Origin of the sequence: Bacillus sp. KICET-1, assembly GCF_027721405.1 — a bacterium.
Lineage (GTDB): Bacteria > Bacillota > Bacilli > Bacillales > Bacillaceae > Bacillus > Bacillus velezensis.
Genome location: NZ_CP113515.1, coordinates 2,464,139 through 2,490,914 on the forward strand (window position 1 = coordinate 2,464,139; position 26,776 = coordinate 2,490,914).

General features: G+C 47.2%; 31 protein-coding genes. 25 read left to right on the forward strand and 6 right to left on the reverse strand.

Annotated features, from left to right (window positions below):
- Window positions 1-16: 16 nt before the first annotated feature.
- The 20 genes from spoIIIAC (at window position 17) to spo0A (ending at window position 18,112) form a co-directional block, all read left to right on the forward strand.
- Window positions 17-223, forward strand: a complete 207-nt coding sequence (spoIIIAC, locus tag OVA33_RS12795) for a stage III sporulation protein AC (RefSeq protein ID WP_003153142.1) — start codon at window positions 17-19, stop codon at window positions 221-223.
- 12 nt (window positions 224-235) lie between these two features.
- Entirely contained in the window at window positions 236-625 is a 390-nt protein-coding gene (spoIIIAD, locus tag OVA33_RS12800; RefSeq protein WP_071392571.1) for a stage III sporulation protein AD, read from the forward strand.
- 32 nt (window positions 626-657) lie between these two features.
- The gene (gene spoIIIAE, locus OVA33_RS12805; RefSeq protein WP_003153145.1) at window positions 658-1,866 is read left to right on the forward strand and encodes a stage III sporulation protein AE; all 1,209 of its coding nucleotides are present in this window, start codon (window positions 658-660) and stop codon (window positions 1,864-1,866) included.
- A 16-nt stretch (window positions 1,867-1,882) separates the two neighbouring features.
- Window positions 1,883-2,503 carry a stage III sporulation protein AF gene (gene spoIIIAF, locus OVA33_RS12810; RefSeq protein WP_003153146.1) on the forward strand — a complete coding sequence of 207 codons (621 nt, stop codon included), beginning with the start codon at window positions 1,883-1,885 and terminating at the stop codon, window positions 2,501-2,503.
- Window positions 2,496-3,188 (forward strand): stage III sporulation protein AG, encoded by a 693-nt coding sequence (gene spoIIIAG / locus OVA33_RS12815; RefSeq protein WP_033574142.1) that lies wholly within the window; start codon window positions 2,496-2,498, stop codon window positions 3,186-3,188. The genes spoIIIAF and spoIIIAG overlap by 8 nt, the downstream gene beginning before the upstream one ends.
- 3 nt (window positions 3,189-3,191) lie before the next feature.
- Entirely contained in the window at window positions 3,192-3,842 is a 651-nt protein-coding gene (locus OVA33_RS12820; RefSeq protein ID WP_007408346.1) for a SpoIIIAH-like family protein, read from the forward strand.
- Window positions 3,843-3,995: 153 nt separating this feature from the next.
- Entirely contained in the window at window positions 3,996-4,475 is a 480-nt protein-coding gene (gene accB, locus OVA33_RS12825) for an acetyl-CoA carboxylase biotin carboxyl carrier protein (protein WP_007408347.1), read from the forward strand.
- Between the two features lie 14 nt (window positions 4,476-4,489).
- Window positions 4,490-5,842 (forward strand): acetyl-CoA carboxylase biotin carboxylase subunit, encoded by a 1,353-nt coding sequence (gene accC / locus OVA33_RS12830; RefSeq protein WP_007408348.1) that lies wholly within the window; start codon window positions 4,490-4,492, stop codon window positions 5,840-5,842.
- Window positions 5,843-5,863: 21 nt separating this feature from the next.
- On the forward strand, window positions 5,864-6,271 hold the full coding sequence (locus tag OVA33_RS12835; protein WP_003153156.1) for an Asp23/Gls24 family envelope stress response protein: 408 nt from the start codon (window positions 5,864-5,866) through the stop codon (window positions 6,269-6,271).
- A gap of 264 nt (window positions 6,272-6,535) precedes the next feature.
- On the forward strand, window positions 6,536-6,928 hold the full coding sequence (gene nusB, locus OVA33_RS12840) for a transcription antitermination factor NusB (RefSeq protein WP_017418125.1): 393 nt from the start codon (window positions 6,536-6,538) through the stop codon (window positions 6,926-6,928).
- Between the two features lie 11 nt (window positions 6,929-6,939).
- Window positions 6,940-7,791 (forward strand): bifunctional methylenetetrahydrofolate dehydrogenase/methenyltetrahydrofolate cyclohydrolase FolD, encoded by an 852-nt coding sequence (gene folD / locus OVA33_RS12845; protein ID WP_007408350.1) that lies wholly within the window; start codon window positions 6,940-6,942, stop codon window positions 7,789-7,791.
- A 123-nt stretch (window positions 7,792-7,914) separates the two neighbouring features.
- A complete protein-coding gene (gene xseA / locus OVA33_RS12850) occupies window positions 7,915-9,261 on the forward strand; it encodes an exodeoxyribonuclease VII large subunit (RefSeq protein ID WP_003153166.1) in 1,347 nt (448 codons plus the stop codon).
- Entirely contained in the window at window positions 9,258-9,512 is a 255-nt protein-coding gene (locus OVA33_RS12855; protein ID WP_007408352.1) for an exodeoxyribonuclease VII small subunit, read from the forward strand. Before xseA ends, OVA33_RS12855 begins: the two co-directional genes overlap by 4 nt.
- Complete coding sequence (locus OVA33_RS12860) at window positions 9,502-10,392, forward strand: polyprenyl synthetase family protein (RefSeq protein ID WP_007408353.1); 891 nt, start codon at window positions 9,502-9,504, stop codon at window positions 10,390-10,392. The genes OVA33_RS12855 and OVA33_RS12860 overlap by 11 nt, the downstream gene beginning before the upstream one ends.
- 143 nt (window positions 10,393-10,535) lie before the next feature.
- Window positions 10,536-12,437: a 1-deoxy-D-xylulose-5-phosphate synthase gene (gene dxs / locus OVA33_RS12865; RefSeq protein ID WP_017418124.1), complete on the forward strand. Its 1,902-nt coding sequence runs from the start codon at window positions 10,536-10,538 to the stop codon at window positions 12,435-12,437.
- Window positions 12,434-13,279 (forward strand): TlyA family RNA methyltransferase, encoded by an 846-nt coding sequence (locus OVA33_RS12870; protein ID WP_007612503.1) that lies wholly within the window; start codon window positions 12,434-12,436, stop codon window positions 13,277-13,279. The genes dxs and OVA33_RS12870 overlap by 4 nt, the downstream gene beginning before the upstream one ends.
- Before the next feature lie 96 nt (window positions 13,280-13,375).
- On the forward strand, window positions 13,376-13,825 hold the full coding sequence (gene ahrC / locus OVA33_RS12875) for a transcriptional regulator AhrC/ArgR (RefSeq protein WP_003153173.1): 450 nt from the start codon (window positions 13,376-13,378) through the stop codon (window positions 13,823-13,825).
- A gap of 31 nt (window positions 13,826-13,856) precedes the next feature.
- Window positions 13,857-15,587 carry a DNA repair protein RecN gene (gene recN, locus OVA33_RS12880; RefSeq protein ID WP_007408359.1) on the forward strand — a complete coding sequence of 577 codons (1,731 nt, stop codon included), beginning with the start codon at window positions 13,857-13,859 and terminating at the stop codon, window positions 15,585-15,587.
- Between the two features lie 163 nt (window positions 15,588-15,750).
- Complete coding sequence (spoIVB, locus tag OVA33_RS12885) at window positions 15,751-17,031, forward strand: SpoIVB peptidase (RefSeq protein ID WP_007408360.1); 1,281 nt, start codon at window positions 15,751-15,753, stop codon at window positions 17,029-17,031.
- A 280-nt stretch (window positions 17,032-17,311) separates the two neighbouring features.
- Window positions 17,312-18,112: a sporulation transcription factor Spo0A gene (gene spo0A, locus OVA33_RS12890; protein ID WP_003153177.1), complete on the forward strand. Its 801-nt coding sequence runs from the start codon at window positions 17,312-17,314 to the stop codon at window positions 18,110-18,112.
- Window positions 18,113-18,259: 147 nt separating this feature from the next.
- On the opposite strand, the gene alr is transcribed toward spo0A, so the two are convergent.
- From alr to OVA33_RS12920, 6 genes are all read right to left on the reverse strand, one after another.
- On the reverse strand, window positions 18,260-19,441 hold the full coding sequence (gene alr, locus OVA33_RS12895; protein WP_025649856.1) for an alanine racemase: 1,182 nt from the start codon (window positions 19,439-19,441) through the stop codon (window positions 18,260-18,262).
- Between the two features lie 176 nt (window positions 19,442-19,617).
- The gene (locus OVA33_RS12900; RefSeq protein WP_014418351.1) at window positions 19,618-19,830 is read right to left on the reverse strand and encodes a spore germination protein; all 213 of its coding nucleotides are present in this window, start codon (window positions 19,828-19,830) and stop codon (window positions 19,618-19,620) included.
- A gap of 125 nt (window positions 19,831-19,955) precedes the next feature.
- Entirely contained in the window at window positions 19,956-20,168 is a 213-nt protein-coding gene (locus OVA33_RS12905) for a spore germination protein (protein ID WP_029973891.1), read from the reverse strand.
- Between the two features lie 126 nt (window positions 20,169-20,294).
- Window positions 20,295-21,413: an NADH-dependent flavin oxidoreductase gene (locus tag OVA33_RS12910; RefSeq protein WP_025649857.1), complete on the reverse strand. Its 1,119-nt coding sequence runs from the start codon at window positions 21,411-21,413 to the stop codon at window positions 20,295-20,297.
- Window positions 21,414-21,506: 93 nt separating this feature from the next.
- The gene (locus tag OVA33_RS12915) at window positions 21,507-21,644 is read right to left on the reverse strand and encodes a hypothetical protein (RefSeq protein ID WP_014470646.1); all 138 of its coding nucleotides are present in this window, start codon (window positions 21,642-21,644) and stop codon (window positions 21,507-21,509) included.
- A gap of 296 nt (window positions 21,645-21,940) precedes the next feature.
- Window positions 21,941-22,573 (reverse strand): helix-turn-helix domain-containing protein, encoded by a 633-nt coding sequence (locus OVA33_RS12920; RefSeq protein WP_014418348.1) that lies wholly within the window; start codon window positions 22,571-22,573, stop codon window positions 21,941-21,943.
- 146 nt (window positions 22,574-22,719) lie between these two features.
- Between OVA33_RS12920 and ytaF the strand changes: the two genes are divergently transcribed.
- The 5 genes from ytaF (at window position 22,720) to OVA33_RS12945 (ending at window position 26,762) form a co-directional block, all read left to right on the forward strand.
- Window positions 22,720-23,343, forward strand: coding sequence for a sporulation membrane protein YtaF (ytaF, locus tag OVA33_RS12925; RefSeq protein ID WP_007408366.1), 624 nt, complete (start codon window positions 22,720-22,722; stop codon window positions 23,341-23,343).
- Between the two features lie 308 nt (window positions 23,344-23,651).
- On the forward strand, window positions 23,652-23,969 hold the full coding sequence (locus tag OVA33_RS12930) for a hypothetical protein (RefSeq protein WP_014721488.1): 318 nt from the start codon (window positions 23,652-23,654) through the stop codon (window positions 23,967-23,969).
- A 19-nt stretch (window positions 23,970-23,988) separates the two neighbouring features.
- On the forward strand, window positions 23,989-24,615 hold the full coding sequence (locus tag OVA33_RS12935) for an N-acetylmuramoyl-L-alanine amidase family protein (RefSeq protein WP_017418119.1): 627 nt from the start codon (window positions 23,989-23,991) through the stop codon (window positions 24,613-24,615).
- A gap of 87 nt (window positions 24,616-24,702) precedes the next feature.
- Window positions 24,703-25,440 (forward strand): glycerophosphodiester phosphodiesterase, encoded by a 738-nt coding sequence (locus tag OVA33_RS12940; protein WP_015240188.1) that lies wholly within the window; start codon window positions 24,703-24,705, stop codon window positions 25,438-25,440.
- A 140-nt stretch (window positions 25,441-25,580) separates the two neighbouring features.
- The gene (locus OVA33_RS12945) at window positions 25,581-26,762 is read left to right on the forward strand and encodes an acetyl-CoA C-acetyltransferase (RefSeq protein ID WP_063636707.1); all 1,182 of its coding nucleotides are present in this window, start codon (window positions 25,581-25,583) and stop codon (window positions 26,760-26,762) included.
- Window positions 26,763-26,776 lie beyond the last annotated feature (14 nt).

Genomic DNA, 26,776 nt, shown 5'->3' on the forward strand with positions numbered 1-26,776 from the left:
GGGGAGCAAACATAAAATGGGAGTCGACGTAAATGTCATTTTTCAAATCGCCGGAGTCGGTATCGTGGTTGCGTTTCTGCACACCATACTTGATCAAATGGGAAAAAAAGAATACGCCCAGTGGGTGACGCTTCTTGGCTTTATCTATATTTTATTTATGGTGGCGACGATTGTCGATGACCTGTTCAAAAAGATCAAAGCTGTGTTTCTATTCCAAGGATAGGGGGGCTTACAGATTGAGATTGTTCAAATTGTAGGTTTAGGCCTGATCGCCACATTTCTCTCCCTGATCGTAAAAGAACAGAAACCGACTTTCGCGTTTATGATTGTCGTCTTCAGCGGCTGCGTGATCTTTCTTTATCTCATCGACCAGATTTACGACATTATCAGAATGATAGAAAAAATAGCCGTCAATGCAAATGTCAATATGGTCTATGTGGAAACCATTTTAAAAATTATCGGCATCGCCTACATCGCTGAATTCGGAGCGCAGCTTACAAAGGATGCGGGCCAGGGAGCGATTGCTTCGAAAATAGAGCTGGCCGGAAAAATTTTAATACTGGTAATGGCCGTGCCGATACTCACCGTCATTATTGAAACGATTCTAGGACTTATTCCTTCTTGATCATAAATAAAATGGAAAGGGGGGCACAAAAAATGAAGCGCTTTCGGTGGGCGGGAGCTTTTTTGTTCATCCTCTTATTTTTTCAGACTGAATGTGTACAAGCTGCCGGAACAGACGGTGCGTCGCAGGAAACCGCAGTTCACCAAGAATCCGCTGATGAAGTGGCGAAAAAGCAGGCCGAAGCGCTGAAAACAGAAGGCATCGGAAAGTTTTGGGACGACATCATGACAGAATACGGCGGTCTTCTGCCTGAAAGCCAAAAGGGAAGCATCATTGACTTTATTAACGGTGAAAAAACGTTCTCACCGGAGGCATGGCTGAAGGCTTTATTTTCATACTTGTTTCATGAAGTGCTCGCAAACGGAAAGCTTCTGGGAACTTTGATTCTTCTCACCATTTTTTGTGTCATTCTGCAGCTCTTGCAAAATGCGTTCCAGCAGAGCACCGTCAGCAAAGTGGCTTATGCGATCGTCTACATGGTGCTGATTATTCTCGCTTTAAACAGCTTTCATGTTGCCGTCAATTATGCCAGTGAAGCGATCCAGACGATGACAAGCTTCATTCTCGCGCTCATCCCGCTTTTACTCGCGCTTTTGGCGTCTTCCGGGGGAGCCGTCTCCGCAGCTTTTTTTCACCCCGTTATTTTATTTCTGATGAATACGAGCGGCCTTCTCATTCAAAACATTGTCATGCCGCTTATCTTCCTGTCAGCGATTTTAAGCATCGTCAGCACGATGACGGATCAATATAAAGTCACGCAGCTTGCCAATCTGCTCAGAAATATCGCGATCGGCGCGCTTGCCGTATTCCTCACCGTGTTTCTCGGCGTCATCTCCGTACAGGGGGCTTCGGCTGCCGTGACGGACGGGATTACGCTCAGGACTGCAAAATTTATAACAGGCAATTTTATTCCCGTGCTCGGCCGGATGTTTACGGATGCGACGGATACGGTCATCAGCGCCTCGCTCCTATTAAAAAACACCGTGGGAATCCTCGGAGTCGGAATTTTGATCTGCATCTCCGCGTTTCCGGCGATCAAAGTGCTCTCGCTCGCTTTTATTTATAAGCTCGCGGCCGCTATTCTGCAGCCGCTCGGAGGCGGACCCGTCATTACGTGCCTCGGTGTCATCAGCAGAAGCGTACTGTATATTTTCGCGGCGCTCGCCATCGTCTCTCTCATGTTTTTTCTCAGCATCACAGTCATTATTACAGCAGGCAACCTCACCATGATGATGAAATAAAGGAGGCCCATTGGATATGAGCTTTTTAACAGAATGGCTGACAAGCATTATTTTATTTATCTTATTCGCCATCGTCATCGACATGCTGCTGCCCAGCTCCAGTATGCAAAAATACGCAAAGATGGTTGTCAGCCTGCTGTTAATCATTGTCATGCTCAACCCGATATTCAAACTTTTCAAAACAGACCCGGAAATCATCTTCGATTATTTGACAAAACAAGAGCAATCTCAATCCGCTGATATAAAAAATCAAATTAAATCAGAAAAAAAAGAAATACAAGCATCAAACCGCGCATATGTTTTAGAAGAAATGGCTGTCCAACTAAAAAAGAAAGCGGAGGAGATGTTCAGTCATGACGAATACAAAATAGACGACATCCGCCTTACAGCGGAAGAACAGGTTCGTTCAGAAGAAGATGTAAAAACGATCAGCGTGTATATGGCCCCATCTTCTGAAAAAACCGTGCAAACCGTCGCACCGATCGACATCCGCACAGACCGCAAATACGAACCGGAAGGCGCAGCCGACAAAAAAGAGGCCGCAGACATCAAAGAAAAACTTGCGGATATATGGGAAATCGGCAGTGAGAAAATTACGGTTTATATGGAAGGCGGGGAGAAAAACGGCCATGAATAAAAACGGACTATGGACCATACTCAAAAAACAGCTGATGATCGGACAGGCGAAAGACGGAGAAAAACCAAAACTGACAAAATATCATTACTTTCTGTTCGTGTTTGTGCTCGGGGTATCTTTTATGCTGGTCAGCCAGCTGTTCTCTTCACCGGAGAAAACCGGGAAGGACCAAGCGGTGCAGACCGTCATGTCCGGCCGAACGGAAGACAAAAGCGGGCAAAAAAGCGCACCCGTTTTTAAGGCATCGAAAGACGGCAGCGCAAAAACCACGATCGATGATTACGAAAGAGACTATGAAAACCAGCTGAAAGAAATCCTTGAAACGATTATCGGCGTGGAGGATGTCTCAATTGTCGTAAACGTAGACGCAACATCTTTGAAAGTGTTTGAGAAAAATAAAACGAAAAAAGACACCACCACTGAAGAAACCGATAAAGAAGGCGGCAAAAGAAGCGTAACCGATCAAACCTCTGAAGAACAAATTGTCATGATTCGAAACGGGGACCAGGAAACCCCGGTCGTCGTCCAGACGAAAAAGCCCGATATCCGCGGTGTACTCGTTGTCGCTCAGGGAGTGGACAACGTTCAAATAAAAAAAACCATCATTGATGCCGTCACAAGGGTGCTTGATGTTCCGAGCTACCGTGTAGCGGTTGCCCCTAAAAAAATCAAGGAGGATTCATAAATCATGCTGAAAAAACAAACGGTTTGGCTTTTAACAATGCTCAGTCTCGTCGTGGTATTAAGTGTTTATTATATTATGTCGCCGGAAAGCAAAAATGCCGTGCAGATGAAAAGCGAAAAAAGCAGCGGAGAAGTCGCCACTGAAAAAACGCCGGCTCCTGAAACGAAAGATAAGAGCGGAAGCGGCACGGAAAAAGAAGACGGCACAAAAGGAACGAAAGATTCTAAAGGCACAAAAGAGGATAAAGAAACATCAGCCGAAGCATCGGACAAAGACGGATCGGTCGCCACAGAAACAGCTGATGAAAACTTATTTACCGCATACCGCATGGAGCTTGAAGACGCGAGAAGCAAAGAAAGGGAACAGTTAAACAGCATTGTTTCAAGCGATGATGCGACCGCAAAGGAAAAAAGCGAAGCCTACGATAAAATGACGGCGCTGAGCAATGCTGAAGGGACGGAAAAACAGCTGGAAACGCTGATTAAAACACAAGGCTACAAAGATGCGCTCGTGGATGCTGAAGGAGACAAAATCAACATTACCGTCATGTCTGACAAACATTCAAACGCAAAAGCTTCCGCTATCATTGACCTGGTGGAAAAAGAAATCAAGACGATGAAAGACGTCGCCGTCACGTTTGAACCGACAAAGTAAGAGACCTGAACCGCCCGCACCCGCTGCGGGCTTTTCTGATGTCATTTTAGATCAGTGTTGAATTTACACAAGCGCTCCTGTAAGATAAACATAGTATGTACTTTTAGTAGCAACCCATAAATTTCTATTTTTTATACATAGGAGTGGAAACTGATGTTAAAAATCAACGAAATTCATGAACTGATAAAAAGAATCGATGAATCTTCCATCGACGAATTTGTTTACGAAATTGAAGGCGTAAGCCTCAAACTGAAAAAAAATGAAGCGCCGGCAGTGAATGTAACGGGACAAGCCCAAGCCGTTCCCGCCGCTTACGCACCTGCTCCGCAGGCTGCAAAACCGGAAGCGAGTGAAGCCGCTCCTGCTCAGGAAGCGCCGAAACAAGACGAAAACCTGCACAAAATTACGTCTCCGATGGTCGGAACGTTTTATGCTTCTTCATCGCCGGAAGCCGGCCCTTACGTAAACCAAGGTTCAAAAGTGAGCGAAAATACAGTTGTTTGTATCGTAGAAGCAATGAAACTCTTTAACGAGATTGAAGCCGAAGTAAAAGGAGAAATCGTTGAAGTGTTAGTTGAAAACGGCCAGCTGGTCGAATACGGACAACCTCTATTTCTTGTAAAAGCTGAGTAAGGAGACCTGCTATTATGATTAAAAAGCTATTGATCGCCAACCGAGGAGAAATCGCCGTCAGAATCATCCGGGCCTGCAAAGAGCTGGGCATTGAAACTGTAGCCGTTTATTCTGAGGCAGATAAAGACGCCCTGCATGTCCAAATGGCCGATGAGGCTTTTTGTATCGGGCCGAAAACATCAAAAGAAAGCTATTTAAATGTAACGAACATCGTCAGCGTCGCAAAGCTGACCGGCACGGATGCGATTCATCCGGGATACGGGTTTTTAGCTGAAAACGCCGACTTTGCCGAGCTGTGCGAGGAATTAAACGTAACGTTTGTCGGCCCTACGGCTGACGCCATTTCAAAAATGGGAACAAAAGATATCGCGCGCGACACGATGCAGCTGGCGGGCGTGCCGATTGTGCCCGGTTCAAAAGGAATCATAAAAAATACGGAAGAAGCGGTTTCGCTTGCAGGTGAAATTGGGTATCCTGTCATTATAAAAGCCACTGCGGGCGGAGGCGGAAAAGGCATCCGGGTCGCACGCACAGAAGAAGAACTGATCAAAGGCATTGAGATTACCCAGCAGGAAGCCGCTACGGCATTCGGAAATCCGGGTGTGTACATCGAGAAGTACATAGAAGATTTCCGCCATGTTGAAATTCAGGTGCTTGCGGATAATTACGGAAACACAATCCATCTCGGAGAGCGTGACTGTTCTATCCAAAGACGTCTGCAAAAACTTCTTGAAGAGTCACCGTCACCTGCGCTTGATTCTGAAATCAGGGAGCAGATGGGTGAAGCAGCGGTAAAAGCAGCGAAGGCCGTCGGTTACACGGGAGCCGGCACAGTAGAATTCATCTATGACTACAGAGAACAGCGCTACTACTTCATGGAAATGAACACGCGTATTCAAGTAGAGCACCCTGTCACAGAAATGGTGACGGGAACGGATCTGATCAAAGAACAGATTAAAGTGGCATCCGGACAGGAGCTCTCGCTCAGACAGGAAGACGTTGAATTTAACGGCTGGGCGATTGAATGCCGCATCAACGCTGAAAATCCTGCGAAAAACTTCATGCCTTCACCCGGTAAAATTAACATGTACCTGCCGCCGGGCGGACTCGGCGTACGCGTGGATTCAGCCGCATATCCCGGCTACTCGATCCCGCCGTACTATGACAGTATGATTGCTAAAGTCATCACATACGGAACAACGCGTGATGAGGCAGTCGCACGGATGAAACGCGCGCTGAGCGAATTCGTGATTGAAGGTATTGAAACGACGATTCCGTTCCATTTGAAACTGCTTGAACACGAAACATTTGTCAGCGGAGAGTTTAATACAAAGTTTTTAGAAACATATGATGTAATGGGCTCATAATTTTTGCGGGAGGTGAATTGAATGGAAGACAACAGTGTGCTTAAAATGGATCATGACGAGGCTCATTTAGGCAAGGTTGAAATTGCTCCTGAGGTCATTGAAGTCATTGCCGGCATCGCCGCTTCCGAAGTTGAAGGAGTTGCTGAAATGCGCGGCAATTTCGCCACCGGCGTCGTAGAGCGCTTCGGCAAAATCAATCACGGTAAAGGCGTAAAGGTCGATTTAGCCGATGACGGGATTACCATCGACGTCTATTGCGTCGTTCAATTCGGGATCTCGATCCCGAAAGTGGCGGCAAGCGTTCAGGAGAATATCCGCCAAACCTTATTAAACATGACGTCTCTGACCATTAATGAAATCAATATTCATATCGTCGGCATTCAATTTGACACGAAAGCCCAAGAAGTCGAAATCGACGAAGAAATGTAATGAGCGTATAAAAACCAAGGGGATGGGCAGCCCTTTGGTTTTTTATACGTTTCCCGTCATTTCAGGCATGAAGAAAGCCGGCTTACAAACGGCAGCCGAGTTTCTTCATGCTGTGAAATCCGAATGAAATCAATGCGGTTTGTGAAAATATTCGGCATTAGGGTGAAAAAACCTAAATTTCGACATGCGATTGAGAAAAAAATATGTTATGATCTCTTTAAGCTTAACGACAAGCGGATAAAGCGGATCTGAAGGAGAAAGAAAATGAAAAGAAGAACAGCTAGAGAAAAAGCTTTGCAGGCACTTTTTCAGATTGATGTCAGCGATATTGCACCGAACGATGCCATTGAGCACGCGCTTGATGGTGAAAAAACAGATGCCTTCTTTGAACAGCTGGTGTACGGAGTGATCGAACATCAGGTCCAGCTTGATGAAATGATTTCCGGCCATCTCGTCAATTGGAAGCTTGACCGGATTGCAAACGTAGACCGCGCGATCCTGCGTCTGGCGGTGTATGAAATGGTTTATTCTGACGACATTCCTGCTAACGTGTCATTAAACGAAGCAATCGAGCTGGCAAAACGGTTCAGCGACGATAAAGCTGCAAAATTCGTAAACGGGGTTCTTTCTAACATTAAAACTGATATCGAATCATAGGAGGAAAGAAAATGACTGCAACAATCATCGACGGAAAAGAAACGGCTAAAGAAAAACGCGAACAATTGGCAAAAGAAGTAGAAGAGCTGAAAGCACAAGGCGTAGTGCCTGGCTTGGCGGTCATTTTAATCGGAGACGATCCCGCTTCTGTTTCATATGTGACAGGCAAGAAAAAAGCCGCTGAAACAATGGGAATGAAATTTAAGCTTGACCGCTTTGACTCAAGCTTAACCGAGGCGGAGCTTTTAACAGTGATTGATCAGTATAATCAAAATCCGGAATTCCACGGCATTCTCGTCCAGCTGCCGCTCCCGGATCATATTTCTGAAAAAGCCGTAATCGAGCGGATCTCCCCTGATAAGGATGTTGACGGTTTCCACCCTCTCAACGTCGGGAAAATGCTGCTTGGCGAAGATACATTTCTTCCATGCACGCCGCACGGAATTGTCGAGTTACTGAAAAAGACGAACGTAGATCTTTCCGGCAAAGAAGTTGTTGTAGTCGGACGAAGCAATATTGTCGGTAAACCGGTCGGCCAGCTGCTGCTGAACGAAAACGCGACCGTCACATATTGCCATTCCCGCACGAAAAATATGTCTGAGCATACGAAAAAAGCAGATATTCTTGTGGTAGCGGTCGGTAAAGCGAATTTCATCAAAGCCGATCAAATCAAAGAGGGCGCCATTGTCATTGATGTCGGCGTCAACCGTCTCGAAAGCGGAAAACTCTGCGGAGACGTTCAGTTTGATGAAGCGAAAGAAAAAGCATCTTTCATTACACCGGTGCCGGGCGGAGTAGGTCCGATGACCATCACAATGCTTGCGCATAATACTGTTAAATCTGCCAGACGTACGTTATCATAGATAACCGGAGACAGTCACAAAAAGTGTGACAATGAGCACGATACCCGCTTCTTAAGGCTCCTTTCAGCCAGAGCGGGTTTTCTTAGTTTAGGGCAAAAAGCCTTTATGAAAGGAGTGCAGGATGTGAGTGAAGCGGCATATGTCACGGTTTCCGCGCTGACCAAATACATTAAACGAAAATTCGATGTGGACCCTCATCTTGAAGACATTTGGATTAAGGGGGAACTCTCCAATGTTAAAATTCATACGAGAGGCCACATCTATTTTACATTAAAAGATGAGCATGCCCGCATGCAGGCTGTCATGTTTCAAAGACAAAGTTCGAGGCTTGCGTTTAAGCCCGAGGACGGAATGAAGGTCATCGTAAGAGGCGGGATCTCCGTCTATGAACCGAGCGGAAGCTATCAGCTGTACGCGAAAGAAATGCAGCCGGACGGTGTGGGGGCGCTCTACTTAGCATATGAAGAATTAAAGAAAAAACTTGCCGGCGAAGGGTTGTTTGATGACCGGCATAAGCAGGCCATCCCCGCTTTTCCGGCCACGATCGGGGTCGTCACGTCACCGACGGGAGCAGCCGTCAGAGACGTCATTACCACACTCAAAAGAAGATACCCCCTTGTGAAAGTCATTGTGCTTCCCGCGCTCGTTCAAGGTGAAAATGCCAGCAGATCGATTGTGAAGCGCATTGAAGAAGCCAATGCACAAAAAATGTGTGACGTCCTGATCGTCGGAAGGGGAGGGGGCTCGATCGAAGAATTGTGGGCATTTAACGAAGAAATCGTGGCCCGGGCGATTTTTGCTTCCGCCATTCCGATTATATCAGCCGTCGGACATGAAACAGATTTTACAATCAGTGATTTCGTCGCGGATATCCGGGCGGCAACGCCGACAGGAGCGGCAGAAATCGCCGTCCCCCACACGACGGACTTAATGGAACGGACAAAAACGGCGGAAGTCCGCCTGACAAGAGCGATGCAGCAGCATATCAGCAAGAAAAAAGAACGGGTCCAATCGCTCCAGTCATCCTACGCGTTCCGTTTTCCGAAACGATTGTATACCCAAAAAGAACAGCAGTTTGACCTTTTGTATCAGCAGTTCCAATCACAGCTCACAGGGCTTACGGACAGGAAACAAAGGCAGCTGGAGCGGAATACGTACAGATTAACGGCGCTCCACCCTGAAACCCAGCTGAAACAGGCGAAAAAACGGTACGAGGAGCGCTCAAATCAGCTCGCCCGAAGCATGAATGTCCAGCTGAAGCAGCTTCATTCGCAGTTTCAGACGGTTCTTGGTAAACTGAATGCATTAAGTCCCCTTCAGGTGATGGAGAGAGGATACAGTCTGGCCTATAAAGACAAAGAGCTGATCAAAAGCGTTGATCAAGTGGAACAAAATGATACGCTTGAAGTAAAGATGACAGACGGCGTTCTGACGTGTGAAGTATTGCAAAAGAGAGGCGAACGAAAATGACAGAAACCAAAAAAAGTGAAGAGCTGACATTTGAAGAGGCGATGAAAGGCCTTGAAGGCATTGTGGCAAAGCTTGAAGAAGGAGACGTGCCGCTGGAGCAGGCGATTAATTATTTTCAGGAAGGGATGGCCCTTTCAAAAATGTGCCATGAAAAGCTTCAGCATGTCGAAAAGCAAATGGACTTTATTTTAAAAGATAACGGAGAACTTGCACCTTTCAGCGTTCAGGAGGAAGACGAAGGTGACAAATAAACTGGACGCATTTTTAGCATCGCGCAAACAACTGATTGAACAGCAGCTTTCTTTATATACAGAACGGCTTGCGATGCCGGAAACCCTCAAAAAATCTATGCTGTATTCTTTGGAAGCGGGCGGAAAGAGGCTGCGCCCCCTCGTCGTCTTAGCCGTTCTGAATGCTTACGGAAAAGATGAAAAAGACGGGATTCCGGTTGGGTGCGCTGTCGAAATGATTCATACGTATTCTTTAATCCATGATGATCTTCCTTGCATGGACGATGATGATCTGCGCCGGGGAAAGCCCACAAACCATAAAGTCTTCGGAGAAGCGGCGGCCGTATTGGCCGGAGACGGGCTTCTGACAGAAAGCTTTAAATTGATCACATCCCACGTGTCTGAGGCGGTTTCAGCAGAAAAACGCCTCCGTCTCGTCGATGAGCTGATCAGTGCGGCAGGAACGGAAGGAATGGTCGGCGGGCAGGCTGCCGACATGGAAGCGGAACAAAAGCGGATAACGCTTGAGGAGCTGGAATCCATCCACGAGCGGAAAACGGCCAAGCTCCTCGGTTTTTCCGTGACGGCGGGCGCCATTTTGGCAGATGCGCCGGAGGATGAAGTCGAAAAGCTCCGTTTGTTCAGCAGCCATATCGGCATCGGATTTCAAATCAGAGACGACATCCTTGATATTGAAGGGCATGAGGAGAGGATCGGCAAACCGGTCGGCTCAGACACATCGAACGAAAAATCAACGTATCCGTCGCTTTTAACGCTTGAAGGCGCGAAAGAAAAGCTTGCGTATCATATCAGCGAGGCGAAACAGATTATCAGCGGCCTTTCTCTTCAGAAAGAACTGCTGCATGACCTCTGTGATTTAATCGCGGCGAGAGATCATTAAAAACGGTCCTGATTTGAAGGGGCTGCCGCTCCTATGGTAAAATGTAAGCAGTTTCGATGAAAATACAAAGGGAGTCTTTTTCTTTTTTCAAAAAGACACTGTTTAATTTCCAGAAATTCATGCTGAAAGTGAGTTGATCCGCTTTGGATCTTTTATCAATACAGGACCCGTCATTTCTTAAAAAGATGTCAATTGAAGAGCTGGAAGAGCTGAGTGAGGAGATCCGCAATTTCCTCATCACATCGCTATCTGCCTCTGGCGGCCATATCGGGCCGAACCTCGGGGTTGTCGAGCTGACAATTGCGCTTCACAAAGAATTTGACAGTCCGAAAGATAAATTTTTATGGGATGTCGGACATCAGTCCTATGTTCATAAACTGTTAACCGGACGCGGCAAGGAGTTTGAAACCTTGCGCCAATATAAAGGGCTTTGCGGTTTCCCGAAACGCAGCGAAAGCGAACATGACGTATGGGAAACAGGCCACAGTTCAACCTCGCTCTCAGGCGCGATGGGAATGGCTGCCGCCCGTGATATTAAAGGATCGAAAGAATATATCATCCCGATTATCGGAGACGGCGCTTTAACCGGAGGAATGGCGCTTGAAGCGCTGAACCATATCGGTGATGAGAAAAAAGATATGATCGTCATCCTGAATGATAATGAGATGAGCATTGCGCCGAATGTCGGGGCGATTCATTCTATGCTTGGACGGCTTCGCACGGCCGGCAAATATCAATGGGTAAAAGACGAGCTTGAATATTTATTTAAGCGCATCCCGGCCGTCGGCGGAAAATTGGCCGCCACAGCGGAACGGATAAAAGACAGTTTGAAATATATGCTTGTGTCAGGCATGTTTTTTGAAGAGCTGGGCTTTACGTATTTAGGCCCGGTTGACGGTCATTCCTACCACGAACTGTTTGAAAACCTGCAATACGCCAAAAAAACGAAAGGCCCTGTCCTGTTACATGTCATTACGAAAAAGGGCAAAGGCTATAAACCGGCTGAGACCGACACAATCGGCACATGGCACGGAACGGGTCCGTATAAAATCAATACGGGTGATTTCGTCAAGCCGAAAGCCGCGGCGCCTTCATGGAGCGGACTTGTCAGCGGCACCGTGCAGGAGCTGGCGCGCGAGGATGACAGAATTGTCGCGATTACACCGGCCATGCCGGTCGGCTCTAAACTGGAAGGGTTTGCGAAAGAATTCCCTGAACGCATGTTTGATGTCGGAATCGCAGAACAGCATGCGGCGACGATGGCGGCTGGAATGGCGCTCCAAGGCATGAAGCCGTTTCTTGCGATTTATTCGACCTTTTTGCAGCGGGCGTACGATCAGGTCGTCCATGACATCTGCCGTCAAAACGCGAATGTATTTATCGGCATTGACCGCGCCGGTTTGGTCGGCGCTGACGGGGAGACGCATCAAGGCGTCTTTGACATCGCCTTTTTGCGGCATATACCAAACCTCGTTTTAATGATGCCGAAGGATGAAAATGAAGGCCGCCATATGGTCAATACAGCCCTTAATTATGAGGAAGGTCCGATCGCGATGCGCTTCCCGCGCGGAAACGGGCTCGGCGTAAAGATGGATAAAGAGCTGAAAACCATTCCGATCGGAACATGGGAAGTGCTCCGTCCCGGAAAAGACGCGGTCATTTTAACATTCGGTACGACCATTGAAATGGCGCTGGAAGCGGCTGAAGAACTGCAAAAAGAAGGCCTGTCCGTGCGTGTCGTGAATGCGCGGTTCATAAAACCGATTGATCAACAAATGATGAAGGCCATTCTTAATGAAGGTCTGCCGATTTTAACGATAGAAGAAGCCGTGCTTGAAGGCGGATTCGGCAGCACGATTCTTGAATTCGCTCATGACCTCGGCATGTATCATACACCGATTGACAGAATGGGCATCCCAGACCGGTTTATTGAACACGGCAGCGTAACCGCCCTGCTTGAAGAAATCGGTCTCACGAAGGCTGAGGTTATGAACCGGATAAAACTGCTGATGCCGCCGAAGACACATAAAGGAATTGGATCATGACAGCAAAAAAAGAACGATTAGATGTACTTCTTGTAGAAAAAGGCCTTGCGGAAACGCGGGAAAAAGCGAAACGCGCCATTATGGCGGGCATCGTATACTCAAATGAAAACCGATTGGACAAACCGGGTGAAAAAATCGCCCGGGATCTTCCGTTAACGGTAAAAGGAAACCCTCTTAAATACGTCAGCAGAGGCGGATTAAAGCTTGAAAAAGCCCTGGAAGTGTTTCCCGTCTCGGTAAAAGGCAAAACGATGATTGACATCGGCTCGTCTACAGGGGGATTCACGGATTGCGCCCTCCAAAACGGAGCCGAGCGGTCCTACGCTGTGGATGTCGGCTATAATCAGCTTGCTTGGAAGCTCAGACAGGACGAGAGGGTCGTCGTCATGGAACGGACGAATTTCCGCTATTCCGAGCCTTCCGATTTCACAGAGGGTTTGCCGGAATTTGCGACAATCGATGTTTCTTTCATCTCACTCCGCCTCATTCTGCCGGTTTTAAAAACGCTGCTTGTACCGGGGAGCGATTGTATCGCACTGGTGAAGCCGCAATTTGAAGCCGGACGGGAATCCGTCGGAAAAAAAGGCATTGTCAGAGATCCAGGCGTTCATACTGACGTTCTCCGCCGCATGAATCAATTTGCCGCTTCTGAAGGATATACAGTGAAAGGACTGTCCTTCTCACCGATTACAGGGGGAGACGGCAATATTGAGTTTCTGCTTCATTTGGAATGGGGCGGAGAAGACGGAAACGGCGCTGAACTGCCGGAAGAAGACATTCTCCGTACAGTCCGCGAAGCACATGAAACATTAAAAGCCAAAAAGACAGATGTACCGGAATAATAGGGGGCTATTATTCCTTTTTTCTGCCATCATGTACTTTTTATCAAGAAGCGGTTAACATAATGACAAGAACAGCTTGAAAACAGAGGTGCTTATATGACAAAAGGCCAAAGGCATATAAAAATCAGAGAGCTTATTACAAGCCATGAGATTGAAACGCAGGATGACTTAGTTGACATGCTGAGAGAAGAAGGGTATAAGGTAACCCAGGCGACTGTCTCCAGAGACATTAAAGAGCTGCATCTCGTAAAGGTGCCGACGAACAACGGCTCCTACAAATACAGCCTGCCGGCGGATCAGCGGTTCAATCCGCTGTCAAAACTGAAGCGTTCATTAATGGATGCGTTCGTAAAAATTGACTCAGCAAGCCATATGATCGTATTAAAAACGATGCCGGGGAATGCTCAGGCAATCGGCGCTCTGATGGATAATCTCGAATGGGAAGAAATCATGGGCACGATCTGCGGAGATGACACAATTTTAATCATCTGCAGGACGCCTGAAGATACAGAAGGCGTACAAAGCCGTCTTTTGGAGCTGCTGTAGCGTAATTATCAGATAAAAGGTGGAATGCTGTTTGTTAGCTGAACTATCAATAAAAAACTTTGCCATTATAGAGGAACTGACGATTTCGTTTGAACGGGGGCTCACCGTCCTGACGGGAGAAACAGGGGCCGGCAAGTCAATTATTATAGACGCCGTTTCCCTATTAGTCGGCGGCCGCGGCTCGTCTGAATTTGTCCGTTACGGTGAAACAAAGGCCGAGCTTGAAGGACTGTTTCTATTGGACAGCGGTCATCCCGTGTTTGAAGTATGCCGTGAGCAGGGAATAGACGCATCTGACGACATGATTGTCATGAGAAGGGACATCAATGCCGGAGGAAAAAGCGTCTGCCGTGTCAACGGAAAATTAGTGACGATTGCGGCTTTAAGGGAAATCGGCAGACTTTTATTAGATATTCACGGACAGCATGATAACCAGCTGTTAATGGAGGACGATAAACACTTAGAGCTGTTGGACAGGTTTGCGGGCGCTGAGGCCGAATCCGCGCTTCAGGCTTACCATGAAGGCTATGAGCGTTATATGAAGCTGCTCAAAAAAGTGAAGAAGCTGTCAGAAAGCGAGCAGGAAATGGCGCATCGGTTAGACCTGATTCAATTTCAGCTTGAAGAAATCGAGTCGGCGAAGCTTGAATTGAATGAAGACGAGCTTCTTCAGGAAGAGCGGAAGCAGATATCCAACTTTGAAAAAATTTATGAATCATTGCAAAACGCCTATAATGCGCTCCGCAGCGAGCAGGGGGGGCTTGACTGGGTCGGAATGGCCTCTGCCCAGCTTGAAGATATTTCGGATATCAATGAACCGCTGCAAAAGCTGTCAGAAAGCGTGTCAAGTTCCTATTATCTGCTGGAGGATGCCACCTTTCAGATGCGCAATCTGTTAGATGATCTGGAATATGACCCGGAACGGCTGAATTTTATTGAAACCCGTTTAAACGAGATTAAACAGCTGAAGCGCAAATACGGAGCGACGGTAGAAGACATTTTGGAATACGGCTCCAAAATAGAAGAGGAAATCGATCAAATCGAGAACCGCGACAGCCACCTTGAAGCGCTGAAGAAGGAACTGGAGTCGGTCGGCAAAGATGTGGCCGTAGAAGCCGCCAATTTATCAAAAATCAGAAAAGCTTGGGCTAAGAAACTGGCGGAAGCGATTCATCAGGAATTAAAAAGTCTGTATATGGGCAAATCAACGTTTGATACGGAATTTCTCGTGAAAACCGATCCGTCAGCAAGTGAAGCACCGGTTGTCAACGGGCAGCCCGTGCAGCTTACCCAAAAGGGGATTGACCTTGTGAAGTTTTTAATTTCAACAAACACCGGTGAGCCTTTAAAACCGCTGTCAAAGGTCGCTTCCGGAGGCGAGCTTTCACGGGTGATGCTGGCGATGAAGAGTATTTTTTCTTCCCAGCAGGATGTCACCTCCATCATCTTTGACGAAGTGGACACCGGTGTAAGCGGGCGGGTTGCCCAAGCCATCGCGGAAAAAATCCATAAAGTATCGACCGGTTCACAGGTGCTCTGCATTACACACCTGCCGCAGGTTGCCGCCATGGCGGATACGCACCTTCTGATCGCAAAAGAATTCAAAGACGGCCGGACGACAACGCATGTCACGCCGCTTTCCAAACAGGACAAGGTAGCGGAAATCGGCCGCATGATTGCGGGCGTTGAAGTGACCGATCTGACAAAACGGCATGCACAAGAGCTTTTAAAACAGGCCGGACAGGTAAAAACGACAGGATAAGCTGCTGATACAGGCAGCTTATTTTTTTGTTCCATTTCTCTAACAGTGTATCCAATGTTTTTCTTCGTATGCCGGTTATAAATCAAGCGCAGGAAGGCAAAAGTATAGATGTAGCAGAAAAAGAAAGTGGTGTGGGATAGGAGCGAGGAGAGTGAAGGAATGAATGCACGATAACATGAGGAAAGCAATAGGTGTAATTCTCCTTGTTTCTTTACTAAGTGTAGGCTTTTTTAAGCCATTTAAAGAATATTTACTGATACCGTCAGAAATGAGCGTCTTTGAAAACCAGACACAAGCCGTTCCGGTCAATGCATCAATAAGCGCTGAAAAGGGCGAATTATCAGAAGCCTTTACGCTGAAAGAAGAGCACGGCCATGCAAACATAACAGGGCAAACACAAGGCCGGTCAGAAGTAGTATATGATCTTGCCGGGTTTCCCATTAAAAAAACGAAAGTGCGTGTCCTTCCAGAATTGAAGGTCATTCCGGGCGGACAGTCCATCGGTGTAAAACTGCATTCAGTCGGTGTTTTGGTCGTCGGCTTTCACCAGGTGATGACAAAGGATGGGAAAAAGTCTCCGGGAGAACAAGCGGGAATTGAATCTGGCGACATCATTATTAAAATGAACGGACATAAAATTGAAAAAATGAGCGATATCGCCCCGTTTATTCAAAAAGCGGGCAAAACCGGTGAATCTTTGGATTTATTGGTGAAACGCGATAAGCAAAAAATCAAAACAAAGCTGATTCCGACAAAGGACGAAGCCGAGGGGAAATATCGAATCGGCCTTTATATCCGCGATTCGGCAGCCGGCATCGGCACCATGACATTTTTTGAACCGAAAACAAAAAAATACGGCGCATTGGGCCACGTCATCTCTGATATGGATACAAAAAAACCGATTGTTGTAGAAGACGGAGAAATCGTCCGTTCAACTGTAACATCGATTGAAAAAGGAAAAGGAGGCAATCCCGGCGAAAAACTGGCAAGGTTTTCGTCAGAACGGAAAACGATCGGCGATATTAACCGCAACAGCCCGTTCGGCATTTTCGGGACACTGCATCAGCCGATTAAAAACAACATTTCCGACAAAGCGCTTCCGATTGCTTTGTCAAATGAAGTAAAAAAAGGACCTGCGCAAATGCTGACGGTTATTGAAAACGATAAAGTAGAGAAATTTGATATTGAAATCGTCAGCACCACGCCGCAAAAATTCCCGGCGACAAAGGGAATGGTGTTGAAGGTGACAGATCCGAAACTGCTGAAAAGAACAGGCGGAATCGTTCAGGGGATGAGCGGAAGCCCGATCATCCAGAACGGAAAGGTCGTCGGAGCCGTAACCCACGTATTTGTCAATGATCCGACAAGCGGCTACGGCGTTCATATCGAATGGATGCTGTCTGAAGCGGGTGTTGATGTTTACGGGAAAGACAAAGCAAGCTGACTGCCGGATGATCCGGCAGTTTTTTTATGTGATGCGTTCTTCACTTCTTTCCTGGATTCATGTAAAATAAGACATGAAGATTTTTCGACAAATTCACGTTTCCTGATTTGTCAAACTTAATTTTTAGTCGAAAAACCTAGAAAATGCTAGAAAAACAAAGATATACCACTATTATTGGTAAATATGGATTTTTTAAAAGGGGAAGTAGTGGTTTTGTCGAATGTAACATGTAGCAGTCAAATGGGTTGCGTCCTGTTAATACATTGGGGGAGGAAGAAACGTGGAGAAAATTAAAGTTTGTGTTGCTGATGATAATCGAGAGCTTGTAAGCCTGTTGAGTGAATATATAGAGGGACAGGATGATATGGAAGTGATCGGCGTTGCTTATAACGGACAGGAATGTCTTTCTTTGTTTAAAGATAAGAATCCCGATGTGCTCGTTTTAGACATTATCATGCCGCATCTGGACGGACTTGCGGTTTTGGAGCGTCTGCGGGAATCAGAGCTCGAGAAGCAGCCGAACGTCATCATGCTGACGGCATTCGGTCAGGAAGACGTTACGAAAAAAGCCGTCGATTTAGGCGCGTCCTATTTCATCCTGAAGCCGTTTGATATGGAAAACCTTGTCGGCCATATCCGCCAGGTAAGCGGAAATGTCAGCAGTGTCACACACCGTGCGCCGTCCGCGCAAAGCAGCATTATCCGCAGCCAGCCGGAGCCGAAGCGGAAAAATCTCGATGCCAGCATTACAAGCATTATCCATGAGATCGGTGTGCCTGCCCATATCAAAGGCTATCTTTATTTGCGTGAAGCCATTTCCATGGTGTATAACGATATTGAACTCCTCGGCAGCATCACAAAAGTCCTTTATCCCGACATCGCCAAAAAATTCAACACGACCGCAAGCCGTGTAGAACGGGCCATCCGCCACGCCATTGAAGTCGCATGGAGCAGGGGAAATATTGATTCCATTTCTTCACTGTTCGGATATACGGTAAGCATGACAAAAGCAAAACCAACCAATTCAGAATTCATCGCGATGGTTGCTGACAAGCTGAGATTGGAGCATAAAGCTTCGTAACAAAGCTTTTCGCTAAATGTCTTTTTCGCGCCTTCTATTCCGTGCATGAACGCGGAAGAGAAGGCGTTTTGAAATTTTGCTGACGAAAAGAATGGGAATCACCCACGCCGGTACTTGTTTTATACATAAAAGCGGGATCTATGACGTCTACACGTATAATACCGGAGCTGATATTTTAATGATTTTGCCGTCTCTGAAATAAAAGCGGGGGACGCGGCGGCTTAACACAGATAGGACTTCGTAGCTGATCGTACCGAGCATTTCGGCAATTTCATCAACGGAAATCTCGGCTCCTTGTTGTTTACCGTAGATGACGACTTCTTCTCCTTGTTTGCCCTCATTCTCACCTAAACTGACCATGATCATATCCATTGTCACTCTCCCCGCCACCGGCACCCGTCTGCCGCGGTGAAGAATAAACCCGCGGTTGGACAGGGCGCGGGAGTAACCGTCAGCATAGCCGATCGGAATCGTCGCGATGATTTCACCCGGTTCGGCGATATATGTGGCGCCATAACTGACGGTCCGGGGATCTGTCACCATAGCTTTCACATAAGCGATACGCGCCTTTAAACTTAGCGCGGGTGTGAGATCCACGAGGTTCAGTTCCTTTATCGAGGCGGACGGATATAAACCATATAACCCAATGCCTAAACGGATCATGTCGGCGCTGAATTCCGGGAAGGCGATAGCGGCGGCTGTATTGCACATATGCACGGTAGGCAGCGTAATGTCTTGATTTTTTAAAAAGCTGAGAAAGCTGATAAACTTTTCATGCTGCAGCATCGTCAGCTCAGTGTCCGGTTCATCCGCTGTTGAAAAATGTGTAAAGATGCCATCCCATGACAGGTATGTACTCGACTTGAGCGCTTTCACCACTGCTAAAAGGTCTTCTTCCGTACGCACACCCAGCCGGCCCATTCCGGTATCCACATTGATATGAATGGACAGCCGTTTCGAATCTGCTTCTTTTTCCAATATCCGATTCGCTTTTTTGATCCAGCTGACCTGAAACGCTGATAATGTTATGTTCCAAACGGCAGATTTTTTCACACAGCTGAGAGCTGTGAAGCCGAGCACAAGAATAGGCGCCGTAATTCCCGCTCTCCGTAACACAATTCCCTCTTCGACGCTGGCGACAGCGAGCTCGCTCGCCCCGCTTTCCAGTGCCTGCCGCGCTACTTCCACAGACCCGTGGCCATAAGCGTTCGCTTTTACGACGGCCATAATTTTAGACGTATTCGGAATATGGCGGCGGATCGCCCGTACATTCTTTTTTATCGCATCAAGGTCAACTTCAATCCAAACTTCCCGGCAAAGTTTTTTCATCACGATTCCTTCTTTCCTTAATGAGATTCAGTACTCATGCTTTCAATCTGCATTCTATTCATCTTGAACTGAAATCATTCAAAACATGGAAAGGTGATCGCTGATGTTTAAAAATCTAGTTTTCGGGAAATCAGTGAGCCTGCTTTATTTATGCTGAAAGGGCTGCTTGTCAGCCCTTAAATTGACTTTACAATATTCTGATCTGAAAATTGATGTTCAAACATTTTGGTGTGGCTCACAGCATTGTTTTGAATGACAATGCCGATATTTCCCCCTCCGGCACCGAAAACGGTTTTTGATGCAGTCAGCGGACTGATGGATATGGCGCCGCCAACATTGACAACTCCGTTTCCTGATACGTTGTTTATCGTAATCGGGCAACCGCTCATTCTATTTTTTCTCCTTTCTCTCACAGTCTACTAACTATATGTACGCTGTGATATGGAATAAGATTAAACAAAACGGCAAAAAGAATCCGGCTGCTGCCAGCCGGAAAGGGAGGGAAATGGGGATGTCATAGTGTTTTCGTTACATTTTGATCAGAGTATTGAGAGCTTGAAGATTGAGATGTACTGGATTGATTCATTTGCAGGACCAACCCTGTATTTCCCCCTCCTGAGCCGTAGACGGTTTTTGATACGGTTAAAGGACTTATCGAAAACGCACCGCCGACATTGACAACCCCGTTTCCGGAAAGACTGTTAATCGTAATAGGAAAACCAGCCATCATATACGGTCTCCTTTCTATTAATCTATTTACTATATGTACGCTGTGTGTTAGAAATAGGAGTAAACAAAGCGGTAAAAACTTGTGAATCAAAAAAACTGCCGGACATCCGGCAGTTTTTTTAGTCTACTTTTCAAACGGCACCCAGCCGCCTGTATTCTGAATCATTTCCCATAACGGTTCAGGAAGTCGGTATTTCTCAATTTCAGATGCTTGAATGGCTTTTTCGATTTCCTGTTCGCGGCCTTCTTTGACCAGCACCGCCCATTCGGGGTTAATCAAAATGACACGTCCCAGAGCCACCAGCGGAATTCCGCTTTCTAATACGGCAAGCGCTTCGTCCGCGGTATAGATGGAACCGACGGCCATCAGCGGCACTTTATGGCCGACGCGTTCGTTTAATAAATCCATCCGGGTCCGTGAAGTATCCGCCCCGCGGCGGGCTTTGGAATTGACATCCATCAGTGAAATATGCAGATAATCCAAGTTCTCTTCCGCAAGCGCGTCGGCGAGCATGAATGTTTCTTTCATTGTAAGCCCCGGTGTTTCCGGCTCTTCCGGTGACAGGCGGTAGCCGAGAACGAATGGATTTTCAGCGTGTGTATCAATTGCCTGTTTGACAGCGTTAACGACTGCAAGCGGGAACGCAAGGCGCTTTTCATCGCTTCCGCCCCAGCGGTCTGTGCGCCGGTTTGTTTTCGGTGAATAAAATTGGTGAATCAGGTACCCGTTTGCCCCGTGAATTTCAACACCGTCAAAGCCGGCTTCAATCGCTCTGCGTGTCGCTTCGCCGAATGCTTTCACGATGTGCTCAATTTCTTGTTCGGTGAGAGCCCGGGACGTTTGTCTCCCGTCTTCTTCTGAGCCGCTCGGACTGACGACGTCGTTGTTTGGCACGAGTTCAGGAGGGCATTCCAATCCTCCGTGGTGAATCTGCACAACGGCTTTCGCTCCTTGAGACTGGATCGCCTGAGCGAGTTTTTTCAAGCCGGGAATGTGAGAATCATCATAGATGCCGGGCTGGCCTGGAAACGCTTTGCCGTCTGGCGTTACGTTTGCACATGCCGTAATGACCATGCCCATTTCTTTTGAACGGGGAGTAATGTAGCTTAATTCACGGTCGGAAATCGTTCCGTCATCATTTGATGAATAGTGTGTCATGGGTGCGACTGAAATACGGTTTGGTATGGTGACGCCGCTTTCGAACGTAAAAGGTTCAAACAGCGGTTTATAAGTTTGCTTCATCATTTCGCCTTCTTCCTTAGGAGTTTAACTCGTCCGTATTCTAGCTTATGTTTTAATTGTGTGCAATTATTTTGCTTGTTCTTCTTCCTGAGGTTATGACCGGCTGAACCATTTAAACGAATGAAACGGTTTTCTCCGTTCCTTTTCAGGATCTTTATATCCTCCTGAAATTTGATGGCCGATCGAGCTGAATATGACAGCGGCGGCGAAGAGGAGAATGATTTTTTTCATATGCATATCTTCTTTCTTATCTTTTACAAGGTTATTTATAAGCATACGCTTGTGCGAAAAAACCGTCAATTTGTTTTTATTTATTCTTTTTTCCACTTTCCTGCGGCGAATATCGTTCCGATCTGAATCACAACACTTAACAGAGCGCACACTGCCACAACTGTGTTGCTGTCCATAGAAGACACCCTCCTTTTTGTTAGGTTGATGTATCATATGACAGCTGTCTCTGTTTTGACAAAACCGTAATGCGGTGTTTCATATTTTTCAACACAAAAAGGGCGCTTTTTTAAGCGCCTTTACTTTTTTTTCAGCCGGTTCAAAGCGATTTGAACGGCGATGGCGTCATCCAGGTAGCCGATCGGAAACATGTAATCCGGAATGACGTCGGTCGCTAAAATATAATACAGCAGCGCGCTCCCGAGAATCGCGCGGTCTTCAGCCGGTGTTGATTCATCCATATACTGATGATGCATGTTTTTCAAATGATCAATAAAAGGGCCGACGCTTTCTTCATTGTCCATTTTCTTTTGAAACTCATCGCAAATCAGGCGATGGCCCTGCTGGGTTTTGGCATATTGTTCATATCTGGTCAGTTCGCGTTCAATTTGCTCCCGGGAAAAAGGCTGATCAAACATCTCGGCCATATTCAGCATATCCTGAATCGCGTGCATCGGGTCTTGCGGCGCAGCTTCTTTTTCATGGCCGATGTCTATGCCTGACGCCTCAAGCAATTCCTCCAGCGGGGTGCGGAGATGTTTTGAAAATTCCTGAAGATGCTTTAAATTGGCCTTCTGCTTGCCGTTTATAATCCGGGAGATGGTGGCCGTATCAATGTTTGTTAAGGCGCCGAGTTTTCTCATGGAGAGCGAGTGCTTATCAAGCAGTGATTTTAAAAGGGGCCCCAGTGTCTTATTTTTATTTTCTGTCAAGGGTGTCACCTCGTTTCCGCCGGAATGATGATCATTAATCAATAATTTTTGCAGAAAAGGTACCTTTTCTGTGCTGCTGAATAGGATAGTGTAGATTCAACGGCACAACATGTTGAAAAGACATCAAAGAATGGAGAGAAACGAACATGGCTTGGTTATTGATTTTAGGTTTGGCAGTGTCCTCGAGCATTGATAATTTAGGAGTGGGGATGTCATACGGCATCAGAAAAATCAAAATATCGCATGCGTCGAATATGATGATCGCTTTTATCTGTTTTGTATTCAGTTATATCGGAATTTATTTCGGCAAATGGATTTCAGCCGTTTTACCGGGCTTTCTTCCTGTATTGCTGGCGGCGTTTATTTTATCTGTCATCGGTATCCGCATCATTCTGCTGGCTGTGCCGAGAAAAACAGCGCGTGTTGGCGCGTCAGGAAAAAAAGGCCGTTTTGCCGGTCTGCTGCAAAATCCGGAGGCAGCGGATGCCGACGGTTCGGGAGAAATCGGTATATTGGAATCCATGGTTCTCGGGGTGGCCGTATCCGCAAATGCGCTGACCAACGGATTAAGCGCGGGGTTGATCGGACTTTCTCCCGCTGCCATTTCCATCACTGCGGCGGTCGGAAGCTTTTTGACCATATGGATCGGCTGCTCGCTTGGAAAAAAAGCCGCATCATTGCGCATCGGTTCTTTTCACGTCGGACAGTTCAGCACGGTGCTGAGCGGAGTGATTATTCTCATCATTGCCGCCAATACGCTGCTCTTTTAAGTTGTCCCGTTCATTTTATGAAAAGCTCAAAATAAATATGAATGTTTCTATTCGGGAGAGCGCATGACGCGGCTCTCTTTTTTTGCCGATCTGATATTTTTTCAAAATGAACAGAAAGTCGTCCGTTTCCGTTAAATTCTGCATATTCGGCCTTCAGACAGAACCTTTTTCATAGACTGATCAGCTTGTTTTCTTTCTAAGTTCAGGTAAACAGCAGGTCAGATAGCCTTCATTCCAAATATGGAAAAGCGCTGGAGGAATGAAGGCTCCCTTTACAAATCGGCCATTCTGTTCAAAGATAAAGCCGAATGAGAAAACGTGAGGTGATCTGTGTGAAGTCTGTCATACTTCTGATCTTCACCGCATGGCTGTTATCAGGCTGCGAGTATACCGCGGAGGCTGATGCGGCGCCGTCATTTACACAGGAAGGAACATTTATAAAAGCGGCCGGAAACGATACAATCGCGGTCGAAATTGACGGAGAAAGGCAAGAGGTGAAGGTGCCTTTCGCCAAGCGGTTTGAATGTCAGTCTCTGCCTGAACATACGGCGGTGCAAATCACCTATAAAAAAGAGAGCAACGGACAATTACGGCTTGAGGAACTGAAAAAAGAAACAGATATGTGAAAACGGGGAGGAAAAAAACGTGGGTTTACTGACAAAAAGCGCTGCTGCCTTCGGTGCCGCTCTGCTTCTGCTTGCGCCGTCTGCTTATGCAGCTGAACCTTTGCAAGGGAAAACCATTTATATCGATGCCGGACATGGCGGAGAAGACAGCGGGGCCGGCGGAAATGGACTGCTTGAGAAAAACATCAATTTAGCGGTGTCAAACAAGGTGATCGCCAAATTGGAGACAGAAGGCGCAAAACCTGTAGCTTCAAGGACTGACGATACTTTTTTACGTTTGGACGAGCGGGTGGCGAAAGCAAGCGCCAGCCAATCCGATTTATTCGTCAGCCTCCATACGAATTCAGCCGTCTCAACGGCATCGGGCACGGAAACGTATTTTAATTCGACATATGAAGGCGCAGACAGCGAAAGGCTTGCTTCCGACATCCAGCAGCAGCTTGTCACGTCTTTAGGGATGAAGGACAGAGGCGTAAAAGAAGCTCCTTTTTATGTCATTACATATTCAAAGATGCCGAGTGTGCTGGCTGAATTAGGTTTTATCACAAATCCTCAAGATGCGGACAAGCTGAAAAGCGATAACGGACAAGAGCACGCCGCGGACGCCGTTGTAAACGGAATCGAAACCTATTACAGCGGCCGGTAATTATAAAATATGTGTAAATAGCGCCCTCCTTATGTGCATAACGATTATAATAGAGAAAACCGATGACAAACACCTGAGGTGACACATATGACGAATATTTTTGCCCACCGGGGGGCGTCGGGCGACTGCCCGGAAAATACGATGCCCGCGTTCAAAAAAGCGATTGAGGACGGGGCTGACGGAATTGAACTTGATGTACAGATGACAAAAGACGGCCGCATCGTGGTCATTCACGATGAAACCCTCGACCGCACGACGTCTTTGAAAGGATTTGTGAAAGATACGGCGTATGACAAAATCAGAACCGCCGATGCCGCCGGAAAATGGAAAGATGCTTTTAAAGGTGTCAGAATTCCGCTTTTGTCAGATGTGCTGCGTTTTGCGGAACGTGCTGATTTTCTGATAAACATTGAGCTGAAAAACAGTGTATTCCGTTACGAAGGAATGGAAGAAGAAGTGATTAAAAAAGTCAGATATTACGGACTGGAAAAGCGCGTTATTTTTTCTTCATTTAATCATGAGAGTCTCGCGGTTTGCCACGCCCTGGCGCCTGAAATTGAACGGGCGGTGCTGACAATGGATGTGCTGTACCGGCCTGAACGGTATCTTGCAGCCATTCCCGCTTCGGGTTATCATCCGAAGCTCGGTACGCCGGCGGTGAGCGCTGAAGTGATCAAACATCTTGCAAAACACCAAGCAGCGCTCCGTCCGTTCACCGTCAATCGTCCTGAGGATATGAAGCAGCTGATGAAAGCGGGAGCAGACGCGATTTTTACCGATTATCCAAAGCTGGCTGTTTCTATAAAAGAAGAATGCCGCAGCTGAGAAGACTGTTCAGACAGTCTTCTTTTTTTATGGGCGGGAAAAAGGCGGTGCAATCATAACTCGGTCAGCCGGTTCATATATTGTAACAGGGCGTTTTGTGTAAGCGTTATCTTTTATCTTATTGAAAGTGAGGCAAAATTGTGGGAAAAACGGTTATCGTCAGTGCGGCAAGAACGCCGTTCGGAAAATTCGGCGGCGCATTAAAAGAAGTAAAGGCAGCCGAGCTTGGCGGCATTGCCATAAAAGAAGCAATCAAGCGCGCCGCTATCAGTGAAAGCGAAGCGGAAGGAGCGGTGATGGGAATGGTCGTCCAGGCGGGTGCCGGGCAGATTCCGGCACGACAGGCTGCAAGATATGCCGGGCTTCCATGGTCCGTTCCGGCTGAAACCATTAATAAGGTCTGTGCATCAGGGCTCAGGGCCGTTACCATCTGTGATCAAATGATCCGGGCGAAAGATGCGGACGTGCTGATTGCAGGCGGAATGGAAAGCATGAGCAACATTCCGTACGCCATTCCGGCCGGCCGCTGGGGTGTGAGGATGGGGGACGGGGTGTTTCAGGATTTAATGGTTCATGACGGGCTGACCTGTGCGTTCGACCAGGTGCATATGGCTGTCCACGGAAGCACTGCGGCCAAAAAGTACGGCATTTCCCGGGATGAACAGGATCATTACGCTCTTTTGAGCCAGAAACGTGCGGCAGAGGCGTCTGAAGCGGGCAAATTGCGTGAAGAAATTGTCCCTGTCACCTGGACCGGCAAAAAAGGCAAACAGCATACTGTTGAAGCGGATGAGGGGCTGCGCCCTGATACAAGCCTTGAGCAGCTCGCAGCGCTCAAGCCAATTTTTACAGCCGACGGAACGGTTACAGCCGGAAACGCTCCAGGTGTAAATGACGGGGCCGGAGCATTTGTGCTGATGTCAGAGGAAAAAGCCGCAAAGCAGCATGTCAGGCCGCTCGCAGCGATACTTGGCTTTGCGTCAGTCGGACTGGAAGCGTCCGAGCTGGCAAGCGCGCCGGGAGAGGCCATCAGCCGGCTCTTGAAAAAAACCGGACTGTCCGTTGACGATATTGATTTGTTTGAAGTAAATGAAGCATTTGCGTCCGTCGTGCTCGTGAGTGAAAAAATAGCCGGGTTCAGCCGGGAAAAAGTGAATGTAAACGGAGGGGCGATTGCGTTCGGCCACCCGATCGGCGCAAGCGGAGCGAGAATCATCATGAGTTTAATATACGAATTAAAGCGTCGCGGAGGAGGTTTAGGCATAGCGGCTATATGCAGCGGAGCGGCTCAAGGAGATGCCGTCCTGCTGGAGGTGTACTGATCAAAGGAGGGAGC